Below are 10,780 nucleotides of genomic sequence, written 5' to 3' on the forward strand. Positions count from 1 at the left end.
CTTCTTGTCGCCGGCCATTCGGCCTAGTCGAACGGCTCAAACCTTAATCCATCCGGCTAAGTCACTCAGCCATGGGGCAACCTCGAGGCGAATGGAGGCGCGCTATCCATCTGTTATTAATGGTTTATTACGGACGCATTAACGCCGCTCAAAGCGTCCGTGGCCGACGTCGGCGATGGGGTCTGCCACTCCGAACGTGCACACCCTTAACGTTACCAAGGGGTAAAATGGCTCACTCGACGTTCCGTGATTGACCCTTGGTCGGCAAATCCTCTAAAGGGTTAGCAAGCCGTTAAAGGGATGGAAAAGACAGAGATCCTGAAGCAGCGGCGAGGGAGTGGAGAGAAAGACCGAAGAAACGCCGACGGTTCGACGCAGGGGGAGATTCCTGCGAATGCCTTCGGCTTGCCTGCGGTCCGCCGCGATGCCGGTCTCTCCCACCCTGGCCGCGTCAGTGGCCGACGCCGCGGCGGCAGACGTGTCTCGGACAGACCCGGAAGGCCTGGGAGGCCCCGGTCAACAAGCAAGGTCAACGACGCTGCGGCGTGATGCCGGGCGGGGGAATAGGGGTGACACATGACGAACCTGAAGAGCGTACTTCTGGCCGCGACGGCCATGGGCATGATGGCTGGCGCCGCTCACGCCCAGTCGAATGGAAACACCGCCGACGTCGAGCAGATCCAGCAGGGCAACACCGCTGCCGTCAACCAGTCGGGTAGCGCCGACAACGAAGCGTTTCTTCTTCAGAACGGCACCACCAACGACGCCGACATCCGGCAGTCCGGTGTGGGCGGCAACATCGCCGGCGTTGACGGCAATGCCATGACCCAGACGGGCGCGTCGAACGTCCTCGACGTCAACCAGGCCGGTTCGGGCAACGAGATCGGCACCGGCACCGCCGGCGTCGACCAGACCGTCGGCCGGAACGATGCGACTCTCACCCAGACCGGCACGGACAACACCATCAGCAACGTCCAGCAGGCGGGTCGCGGCACCAGCGGCACCAACGTCCTGACGATCGTGCAGGGTGCGACCCTGAACACCGTGACCACCGCCAGCCAGACTGGTCGGAACAACGAGGGTTCGATCACCCAGGATGGCGGCGGCAACCTGGTCACCTCGTTCTCGCAGACCGAGGTTCCCGGCACCGTCTTCGGTATCCCGGTCACGACCCGTCCTGGCAATGAGGCGACCGTCACGCAGTCGGGCGAAGGCAACATCCTCGCCTCGGTCAGCCAGCGCAGCGACCGTCTCGGCAGCAAGAACACGCTGACCATCGACATGTCCGGTGACGGCAATGGCGGCGGCGGACTCTCCGGCCAGGCCGCCGCCTCCGGGGCGACCGCGAGCACCCTGTCGCAGACCGGCGAAGGCAACGCGATCGGCATGCTCGTCTCCGGCACGGGCGCCCAGTTCGGCGTCACCCAGAGCGGCTCCGACAACGCGGCGACCGGCATCACCCTCGCCGGCACGAACAACCAGCTCGGCATCCGTCAGATCGGTACCGAGAATGCCGTAAGCCTCTCCACGATCGCCGGCCTCGCCAACAATGTCGGCATCGAGCAGTTCGATTTCGGCAACGACGCCAGCGTCTCGATCAACGGGGTTTCCAACGGCAACCAGGTGGGCATCAGCCAGGACGGCCCGATTGGCAGCTTCGGCCGGACGAACGACGCCACGGTGACCATCAACAACGGCTCGGACAACACGTTCACGGTCCAGCAGACGTCGTCGTTGTTCGGCGGCAACAACACCGCCACCGTCTCGCTCACCGCCGGCAACAGCAACCAGCTGAACATCGACCAGACCGGCTCGTTCTTCGGCGAGCGCAACGAGGCGACCGTCACCCTCTGGGGCAGCTTCAACAACGTCGGCGCCTTCGGCGGTAACGATGCCGGCTCGCTCGGCCTAACCGCCGGCAACCTGATCCAGACCGGCGCGGGCAACGACATCACCATGAGTGTCGGTGACGCCGGAGCCTCGAACGGCAACGTCTTCGCCTTCTCCCAGATCGGCGATGACAACATGATCGACGGCTCGATCAACGGCAACGGCGGTGCCGGAACCGGCATCAGCACGGGCAACCAGGCCGCGGTCGTTCAGGCCGGCAACGGCAACAGCGCGACCTTCAGCCAGACCGGCTCGGGCAACGTCCTCGGCGTCAGCCAGTAAGTCCCGCGAAGGGGCGGCTCAGCCGCCCCTTCCTTGCCTCATCCCATTTCATAGCCGGCGTTGCGGCCGTGCCTCACCCCGCCGAAGGCGGCCAGGCCAAGCCCCTCGTCGAAGGAGCCGATCATGAAGAAGTCCCTCAAGGCGACGCTGCTCTCGGCGTCCATCCTCGCCCTCGGCGCCGGCAGCGCGTTCGCCGACGACAACGACGCCTTCACCCTGCAGTCGGGCACGGACAATACCGCTCTCATCCAGCAGAGCGGGTCGGGCAACCAGGTCGGTCTTGCGCCGGTCGCGCAGAACGCAACGCAGGCCGGCAGCGGCAACATGCTGTCGATCAAGCAGCTCGGGTCCACCAGCCAGGTCGGAACGGGCACGCTCGGCGTCGACCAGACCGGCACCAAGAACAAGCTGACGATCATCCAGTTCGCCGGATCGAACGGCAATGCAGTGCTGAACGTGCAGCAGACCGCGAACTTCACGACCAACTCGACCTCGACGAACGTCGCATCGGTCTCCCAGACCGGCGGGACCGGCAATGTCGTCGACACGATCTCGCAGACGATGACCGCCGCCGGCCCGCAGAACTTCATGACCATCGTCCAGGACGGCTCCTCCAACGGCGTCGGCGGCTTCCAGCGGTTCAGCTTGGCCGCCGAATTCGCCGCGCAGAACGGACTGCAGCTCGCCTCGGTCTCGCAGAGCGGCGCGAACAACAACTTCAACTATCGTGCTGACGGCAACTCGAACCAGTTCGCCGTGCGCCAGACGGGCGGCAATACCTCGCTCGTCGCTTCCGTGGTCGGCGACTCGAACCAGCTCCTGGCGCGTCAGGCAAACGGCGCGGTGGCAACCGCCACCATCGCCGGCGACAGCAACGCGCTGGTCTTCAACCAGGGCGGCGCCGGGATCATCGCGGATGTCACCATCACTGGCGACCTCAACAACAGCAACGGCCTTGGCGGCTTCTCCGGCGACGCCCGCTCGGCGGCCTACGGCTTCCAGCGTCCGGGGCTGATCCAGCAGTTCGGCTCGAACCAGCTCGTCTCGCTCGACGTCGATGGCGACTCCAACCGCTTCTCGGTCAACCAGGCCAATCGCGGCAACCGCGCCACGGGCAGCATCGCGGGCGACGGCAACCAGGCCGTCGTCAACCAGGACGGGGTCTCGAACACCGCGACCTTCTCGCAGGTCGGATCCGGCAACACCCTCGGCGTGAGGCAGTGATCAGCCGGGGGGCGGCCTTCAGGCTGCCCCTCGTCCCCTTGACCCGTTTCACCAGCGCGCTGCGGCAGTGCCTCGAACCGCGACAGCGGTCAGGCCGATGCCCTCGCCAGCAAAGGAAAAGATCATGAAGAAGTCCCTCAAGGCGACGCTGCTCTCGGCGTCCATCCTCGCCCTCGGCGCCAGCATCGCCTTCGCCGACGACAACGACGCTTTCACCCTGCAGTCGGGCCAGGACAACACTGGCCTCGTCCTTCAGAGCGGCGTCGGCAGCAACGTCGCCGGCTCCAGCGATCACGCCATCACTCAGGACGGCGACGACAACACGCTGCGGATCGAGCAGATCGCGGACGACATCCGGGGCGGCCGGCAGAACTTCGTCGGCGCCGGTTCGGTGGACGCTGTCGACAATGATTACGCCGGCTTCCTGCAGCAGGGAGACGACAACACCGCCACGATCCGCCAGGACGGCGACCGGAACCGCGTCTTCCAGCTCAAGCAGATCGGGAACGACAACGGCGCGACTGTGAGCCAGACCGGCAGCTTCAACGGCGTCACATCGATTTCCCAGTCGAGCGACGGCAACAGCGTGTCGGTCACCCAGACCGGCAGCCAGAACCTCGTCGGTCGCAGCCAGTACCGTGCGCTGCCGCGGAGCAGCCAAAACGAGACGGAGAGCGGCATCTACCAGAACGGCGGCAACAACACGCTGACCATCTCGACGGTGGGCGATCGCAACCGCACCTACGTCGCGGCGCAGAATTCCACGGGCTTTGCCGCAGGCAACCAGGCGAGCCTCGAGATCCTGGGCTCCGACAACGGGCAGACGGGCTTCGGCACCGGCTTCGCGGCCGGCCTCGGCATGGACTCGCGCTTCGTCGTGGCCGGACTCGAGCGCAGCGTCGTTCGGCAGACCGGCTCCAACGGCCTCGACGTCACCATCAACGGCAACGACAATGCCTATGGCTTCATCCAGACCGGGACGGCGGGTCTGACGGCCTCGGTCACGGGCTCCGACAACCAGCTCGCGGTCGGCCAGAACATCGGCATCGGCCAGGCACTGCGCGACGACGCGATCGTCACCATCACGGGGTCGGGTAACGACGTCGGCCTGAACCAGACGACCAACAGCGGCGCCTCGGCGCGGGTATCTGCCGACATCGACATCGACGGCAGCAACAACCGGCTTGGCATCACCCAGACGCAGAACGGCAATGCAACGTCCTCGCTGGTCGTTTCGCTAGTCGGTTCCGGCAACAACGCGACGTCGCTCGGCGGCTTCACCGGCGATGCAGGGTCGATCTTCTTCAACCGGACCCCGGGCTACCTGGAGCAGGGCGGCAGCAACAACACGATGGAGCTGAAGGTGGGCGCGGTCGGTTCGCCGTCCGACAACAACCTGTTCTCGATGCGCCAGTCGTCTTCCAACAACACGATCAACGGCACGATCATGGGCAGCAACAACCAGGCCGTCGTCTCGCAGTCGGGTGGCGACATGGCGACCTTCACCCAGAACGGCAGCTTCAACAACATCGGCGTCCGGCAGTAAGCCAGGCGACGAGAAACCGGTTGGGGCGGCTGGATGCGTGCATCCGGCCGCCCCGCCATTCGATCCGAAGGCGGTCGAGACGGTCGATCGCATCACAGTGGCAGGAGACGTAAAATGGTCCGACGGCCTTTACCCGGTTTGATGCTGATCGCGTCCGCCATGCTTGTTCCGCTTGCTGCCGCCAGCGCCCAGACCGCCGGCGACAACTCCGTCTTCATCGGCCAGACCGGCAACACCAACGCGATCGCCATCGAGCAGGACGGCAACGGCAACGTCGTCGGCGGCCCGACGGACGGCTTGCCGCTCGGCCAGGACGGCCGCGACAACCAGATCACCATCCGGCAGACCGGATCGAACAATTCCGTCGCCACCAACACCCGTACGGGCGTGCGGCCAAGCCTCGGGCTGGTCGCCACCGGCACCGGCCAGCTCGGCAACCGCAACGTCATCGACATCATCCAGGACACGCCCTTCTTCGGCTTCGCCAGCACGGCGATCGAGGCGATCCAGCAGCAGGCGCTCGCCGCCTTCAGCGCCGCCGGCGCCGCCTCGAACGAGCTGGTGCTGCGCCAGTCCTCGCTGGCCGGCGCCCAGTCGGTCGGGCAGGTGATCCAGACCAACACCGCGGCCGGACCGGACGAACGGGTCACCAACCGCGTCGCCATCACGCAGACCGGCAACATCGCCGGCGACAACACCGTGGTGACCGTCCTGCAGAACGGCGCCGGCAACGACGCCGGCATCCTCCAGACCCAGGCCGGCCAGCAGATCGGGACGGTCCGGCAGATCGGCACCGAGAACGCCGCCGGGATCGAGCAGTCCAACGGCCTCGACAACGCCGTCCTCAGCGTCGAGCAGAGCGGCATCCTCAACCGCTTGGAACTGCTGCAGAGCGGCTCGCGCAACCAGGTCGCGCAGATCCTGCAGAACAACGACGGCGTCGGGATCTCCGGCAACAGGGTCACCCTGACGCTCGCCGGCAGCGACAATGGCGGCAACGGCGCCACCGACAATTTCAGCATCATCCGCAACGCCGCGGCCGTCTACCAGGCCATGATCTTGCAGATCGGCGACGACAACAGCGTCAGCTACGTCACCTCCGACGACAGCACCGGGAACCTCTACGGCGTCTCGCAGGAAGGCGACGGCAACGGCGCGACCGGCACCGTGTCGGGTGACGAGAACGAGATGGCGGTCCGGCAGATCGGCGACGACAACAGCTTCACCTTCCTGCAGGACGGCACGGCGAACGCCGCCGCGGCGGACTTCGCCGGGGAGCGCAACCAGGCCGCCCTCAGGCAGAACGGCACCGGCAATCTCGCGGTCGTCTCGATCAGCGGCAACAGCAACAACGCCCTGCAGGTAACCGGCTTCACCGGCGACCGCCTGGCGGTGGCCACCGCCGAGGGGCTGAAGCCCGGCGACATCGTGCAGGCCGGCACGCTCAACACGGTGGACGTCATCGTCACCGGCGACCTGAACGCCTTCGCCTTCTCGCAGAAGGACCAGGACAACCGGATCTACGGCCTCGTCTCGGGCACCGGGAACCAGGCCGTGGTGACCCAGGCGGGAACTGCAAACGTTGCGTCTTTTTCGCAGCGAGGAAAGGGGAACGGCCTGGTGATTCAGCAGTAGAAGCCGACAATGCGCCGCCGATGTGCGGAAAATGCTGCTGTTGCTCAAAATTCCAGAGGTGGGCGAAAAATGTTATTAAGGCTTGCGCGCCATAATCCGGGTAAGATCAACCCGGAGCAGTTCGATGTATCGGATGCGTGCATGCCTCACTGTCGCGGTCCTGTTGACGACCTTTCCGGCCGCGGCCGACAATTCTCTTGTGATCCTGACGGATCCGAATTCGCTGAACGCTACGGAACTGACGATCGCCGGCAGCGGCAACGGCCTCAGCATCTTACAGGAAGTCCCGCTGAGCGCCGCCGTGACGAACAAGGTCCGCGTCAGCCTGACGGGCGACCGCAATGGCGGTCCGGTGGGGTCGACCTTCACCAGTGCGGCCTTGAGCTCCGGCCTGATGCCGGGCACGCTGACGCAGCGCGGACAGGGCAACATGATGAGCCTCGACGTAATAGGCTCGAGCAATCTCTTCGCCATGCTGCAGCAGGGCGACGGCAACACCATCGTCGGCTCGATCTCGGGCATCGGCAACCAGGCGGCCGTCCAGCAGTTCGGCGGCAACAACTTCGCCTCCTTCTCCCAGACCGGGATGGGGAACAATGTCAGCATCACCCAGAGGTCCCGCTAAGGCAGGGATCTCGCATTCGGAAAGGTTCCGGCATGCGTCCCTCCCTTCTTGGCTCAGCCATCGCGGCCCTGGCCATGTGGTCCGCGGTCGTTCCGGCGAGCGCCGAGGACAACACGCTGACGATCCTGCAGACCGGCACGGGCAACTCGCTCTTCGTTGACCAGTCGCAAGCCAGCGGCAGCACGGTCGGCGGCCTCTCGCTCGGTCGGTTCGGAAGCCTTCTCAGCCTCGACGAGAGCTCGTCGCAGCTGGGCGGCAACAACCGCGCCACGATCACCGTCACCGACGACGGCGCAGATGCAGTCGCGAACGGCGGCGAGGTCTATCTCTACCAGAACAACACCGGCCAGACCGTCGGGGCGACCCAGCCGGGCGGGGCCCGTGTCGGCAACCTCGACGGAGCCAACGTCGCGACCATCAACGCCCTCAACGGCAGCAACGCGCTCGTCGGCCAGTACGGCGTCGGCAACAATGCCACGGTCAACGTCACGGGCCCGCTTTCCGGCACCCTGACCGGCGGCGAGGCCATCAACGGGACGGTCATCCAGGTCGGCAACGGCAATCTCGGCAGCGTCAACGCCGGCGCCGGCACGCAGGGCACCGTCGTCCAGCTCGGCAGCGGCAACACCAACGAGCTCAACATCGAAGGCTCCCCGCCGGGCACGTCGGTCGTCTACACCCAGATCGGCAACAACCTGACGCCGGGGACCAGCGCCCAGGTTTTCACCACCGTGCCGGGCACGGTGACGGTGACCCAGACCGGCTTCGGCAGCGTCGCGACCCGCGGCGCCGTGACCGTCACCCAGACCGCACGCTGAGTGCGGCGATGCGCGCGGCAGGACGACATACGGCCCTCCTCGCCGCCGGGATCATGCTGGTGACCGGCGGTGCGAGCCGGGCGGCCGAGCCGGGCGCGATCGCGGCGATCGTGGTGGAGCCGACGGACGACGGCGTGCGGATGACCGGCCGGGCCGTGGCGCTTTCGGTTTTGTCGGTGGACGCGAAGATGACCATCGAGCGGTCGGGCAGCGGCGGCCGCACCTCGACGTCGCAGGGCGGGCGCTTCACGCTCGAAAAGGGCGAGAGTGCCGACGTGGCCACGGTCGGGCTGTCCATGGCGGCGGGCGACGCGCTCTCGGTGGAACTGGTGCTGAGCGTCGACGGCCGGACGATCGCGCGGAGCGTCGTCGAGACGGCACCGTAGCGGACACGAGATCGACCCGTCCGGCCCGAAGCGCTTCCGGCCGGACGGTTTTCGCGAGGGACAAGCCGGACTGCCGCAAGAGAGCGCGGTCAGACGGCCAGGGACGGGGACGGGGAAGAATGAACATCATGAATATTGCCGGGCTGTCGCTCGTCATGGCCCTGGCGGGCCATTCGGCGGCCAAGGCCCAGAGCGAAAGCGACTTCGTCGCCGCGTTCTCCGGCGACTGGCAGACGCTGGATCCGGCCTATTCGGACGGCGGCGCCTGTCGCGTGTCGCTGGCGTCCGAGAAGTCGGGCGCCAATTACGCGCTGACGGCGCGCAATTGCGGCGGCGACCTTGCCGGCATCGGTGGCTGGGGCATCGTCGGCAAGCAGCTCGCGCTGCTCGGCGCCGACGATCAGGTGCTGGCCCGCATGGGCGGCAACCAGATCCGCATGAGCGGCGACACCGAGACCGGCAAGGCGCTGGTCTTCGAGCGCATCCGCGAGACGGCGGTCGCGCTGGCACGGCCGGTGAACGACGAGGAATGCGTCTTCTACGGCTACACCGCGAGTTGCGCCAAGCCGGAGGACTTCGTGCAGCCCGAGTCCGCCGCGCCCGGCGAAGCGGCCAAGGCCTCGGTGCTCGTGCGCCTCAATGTCCGGGCGGAAGCCCGCCCCGACGCCCCAATCGTCTCCACCATCCCGGCCAACACCTGCGTCGTCGTCGACCAGTGCACGACGGCGTCCGACGGGTTGTGGTGCAAGGCCCAGGTCGCCAGCTACACCGGCTGGATCCCGCAGAAGGCGGTCCGGCAGGGCCGCTGGCCGGTCCTCACCTTCGCCGGACAGTGCCAGATGGTGAACTGACACTCACAATTGCAGCAAGAGGGGCTGCTTCGCCGAATATGAGGTCGTCATAACGACCATATACCGACCATAGAAAACGCCATATTTCTCCCCCACCACACCATACGCACTAAAGCTGCAGTCAGGGGATCCGACTGGCGACGGGGTCGTTTGGGCTTCTCTCATCATGTTGCCGAAAGCCTGGATCGGCCTTCGACTATTCATTCACACTGGTGCGCTTTCTCCTGCGCAGAGTTCTTTGCGGACCGGCGCCGCTCGATCGCGCGCTGTTGAGGGCTTGCTCCCTCGCGTCGCCTGCGTCGGTGCGCTCTCGCTAGCGGAATTGCCTGCGCGGACGTTTTGCAGGAACGGCCAAGGCAGGGACTGTATGACGTCATTCAGTTTGACGATATCAACCGGCCTCGGCGCCTTCTTTGTCCCAGTAGCCCCGCACAAAGCTCGCACTTCGCTCGCCATACTCGGACACCGACAGCGACTTCAGGAGCTTTTCTCTGTCGATGTGGTCGCGGACGATGCGCGCGTCCCTCCAAGGGATATGGGACAGCTCGGCATTCGTCGACAACGCGTGCCCAGTGATCTGCGAAAGGCGCGCCTGCCAACCCTCCTCAGCAAGACTGGCTTCGAACCAGGCTGCGAGGGCCTCCCAGTCTGGCCACGCCCAATCGTCGGTACTCAATGCAAACAGATCACCGTCGCGTCGGGCGAGGCCAATGCGTTCGCGGGCTTCCGCAAACCGTCGATCCCAGAGGCGGTCGAGGTCGAGGGCTGCCTCGCGAGCCTGTCGCTCGACTGACGTCCGAAGGGATTTCCGTGCGAGCGGAAAGCTTCCACGCGGGTCTTTAGGCACGCGCCGGACATACTGCCAGACGCCGTTGCGCTTTGTGAGATGATTCGAGATCGCCACTTCAACCGCCATGTTGCACATGATGTTATGCAGCGGCCTGACAAGCAAGCCGCGCATGAGGGCGGTAAGTGATTGATTTATCAGATGGCCGGAGTACCATTTCAAGGAAATGGTACGCCCAAGGGGAGGATAAACTCAGTGGTAGGTCACGCGCGATCGAATGATCCGAATATGTGGTAACCTAACGTAACAGGAACGGATCAAGCGCATGACCGAGACGCTCTTCGCGCGCCCAATGGAACCGGACGACTTGGATTCGCTCGGCTCTTGGCTCTTGGATATGGACGACCCCTGAGTTCCAGCGCGAGGTGCAACACCCCCTAGCCGATGTAGGATCGGCTTGGTTTCCAGACCTTTCGGGAGTGTTGCCATGTCATGCTACGAGCATCTTTCGTCCGCCGAAAGAGAGCGGATTGCCATTCTCCTCGCGGCCGGTCATTCGAAGGCGGGCATAGCCAAGACCCTTGGCCGGTCGCGGTCGACTATCAGTCGCGAACTGGAACGCAACGCGCTGCCAGGCGGCGACTATTCGCCGGTCGTAGCCGACGGAGCCTATATCGAGCGCAGGAGGCGGGATGCCGTGCTCGAGAGTGACGGACGCCTGCGCCAGTTCGTCATC

Annotated in this window: 10 protein-coding genes; 9 read left to right on the forward strand and 1 reads right to left on the reverse strand. The window is 65.6% G+C overall.

Annotation, left to right across the window (positions count from 1 at the left end):
- The first annotated feature begins 576 nt into the window (after nucleotides 1-576).
- The 8 genes from H536_RS0108505 to H536_RS0108545 all read left to right on the forward strand — a co-directional run bounded on the left by H536_RS0108505 (nucleotide 577) and on the right by H536_RS0108545 (nucleotide 9,257).
- Nucleotides 577-2,172: a beta strand repeat-containing protein gene (locus H536_RS0108505; RefSeq protein ID WP_024350065.1), complete on the forward strand. Its 1,596-nt coding sequence runs from the start codon at nucleotides 577-579 to the stop codon at nucleotides 2,170-2,172.
- A 123-nt stretch (nucleotides 2,173-2,295) separates the two neighbouring features.
- Entirely contained in the window at nucleotides 2,296-3,396 is a 1,101-nt protein-coding gene (locus H536_RS0108515; protein ID WP_024350066.1) for a hypothetical protein, read from the forward strand.
- Nucleotides 3,397-3,520: 124 nt separating this feature from the next.
- Nucleotides 3,521-4,942, forward strand: a complete 1,422-nt coding sequence (locus tag H536_RS0108520) for a hypothetical protein (protein ID WP_024350067.1) — start codon at nucleotides 3,521-3,523, stop codon at nucleotides 4,940-4,942.
- A gap of 159 nt (nucleotides 4,943-5,101) precedes the next feature.
- On the forward strand, nucleotides 5,102-6,577 hold the full coding sequence (locus H536_RS0108525) for a hypothetical protein (RefSeq protein WP_162142653.1): 1,476 nt from the start codon (nucleotides 5,102-5,104) through the stop codon (nucleotides 6,575-6,577).
- Between the two features lie 163 nt (nucleotides 6,578-6,740).
- Nucleotides 6,741-7,202: a hypothetical protein gene (locus tag H536_RS23190; protein WP_162142654.1), complete on the forward strand. Its 462-nt coding sequence runs from the start codon at nucleotides 6,741-6,743 to the stop codon at nucleotides 7,200-7,202.
- A gap of 32 nt (nucleotides 7,203-7,234) precedes the next feature.
- The gene (locus H536_RS23195) at nucleotides 7,235-8,020 is read left to right on the forward strand and encodes a hypothetical protein (RefSeq protein ID WP_024350070.1); all 786 of its coding nucleotides are present in this window, start codon (nucleotides 7,235-7,237) and stop codon (nucleotides 8,018-8,020) included.
- 8 nt (nucleotides 8,021-8,028) lie between these two features.
- Nucleotides 8,029-8,406 (forward strand): curli-like amyloid fiber formation chaperone CsgH, encoded by a 378-nt coding sequence (gene csgH / locus H536_RS23200; protein WP_155898429.1) that lies wholly within the window; start codon nucleotides 8,029-8,031, stop codon nucleotides 8,404-8,406.
- Nucleotides 8,407-8,525: 119 nt separating this feature from the next.
- On the forward strand, nucleotides 8,526-9,257 hold the full coding sequence (locus H536_RS0108545) for an AprI/Inh family metalloprotease inhibitor (protein ID WP_024350072.1): 732 nt from the start codon (nucleotides 8,526-8,528) through the stop codon (nucleotides 9,255-9,257).
- Between the two features lie 391 nt (nucleotides 9,258-9,648).
- On the opposite strand, the gene H536_RS0108550 is transcribed toward H536_RS0108545, so the two are convergent.
- The gene (locus tag H536_RS0108550) at nucleotides 9,649-10,266 is read right to left on the reverse strand and encodes a DUF6538 domain-containing protein (protein WP_155898430.1); all 618 of its coding nucleotides are present in this window, start codon (nucleotides 10,264-10,266) and stop codon (nucleotides 9,649-9,651) included.
- 265 nt (nucleotides 10,267-10,531) lie between these two features.
- Here H536_RS0108550 and H536_RS25110 point away from each other — a divergent pair.
- Nucleotides 10,532-10,780: helix-turn-helix domain-containing protein (locus H536_RS25110; protein WP_024350074.1), on the forward strand; the 249-nt coding region annotated here is incomplete at its 3' end.

It is taken from the genome of Aurantimonas coralicida DSM 14790 (assembly GCF_000421645.1).
Classification (GTDB): Bacteria; Pseudomonadota; Alphaproteobacteria; order Rhizobiales; family Rhizobiaceae; genus Aurantimonas; species Aurantimonas coralicida.

Coding starts and splice junctions, on each gene's coding strand:
- csgH (WP_155898429.1), top strand. CDS start 8,029: ATGCGCGCGGCAGGACGACATACGGCCCTCCTCGCCGCCGGGATCATG.
- H536_RS0108505 (WP_024350065.1), top strand. CDS start 577: ATGACGAACCTGAAGAGCGTACTTCTGGCCGCGACGGCCATGGGCATG.
- H536_RS0108515 (WP_024350066.1), top strand. CDS start 2,296: ATGAAGAAGTCCCTCAAGGCGACGCTGCTCTCGGCGTCCATCCTCGCC.
- H536_RS23195 (WP_024350070.1), top strand. CDS start 7,235: ATGCGTCCCTCCCTTCTTGGCTCAGCCATCGCGGCCCTGGCCATGTGG.
- H536_RS0108520 (WP_024350067.1), top strand. CDS start 3,521: ATGAAGAAGTCCCTCAAGGCGACGCTGCTCTCGGCGTCCATCCTCGCC.
- H536_RS0108525 (WP_162142653.1), top strand. CDS start 5,102: ATGCTTGTTCCGCTTGCTGCCGCCAGCGCCCAGACCGCCGGCGACAAC.
- H536_RS0108545 (WP_024350072.1), top strand. CDS start 8,526: ATGAACATCATGAATATTGCCGGGCTGTCGCTCGTCATGGCCCTGGCG.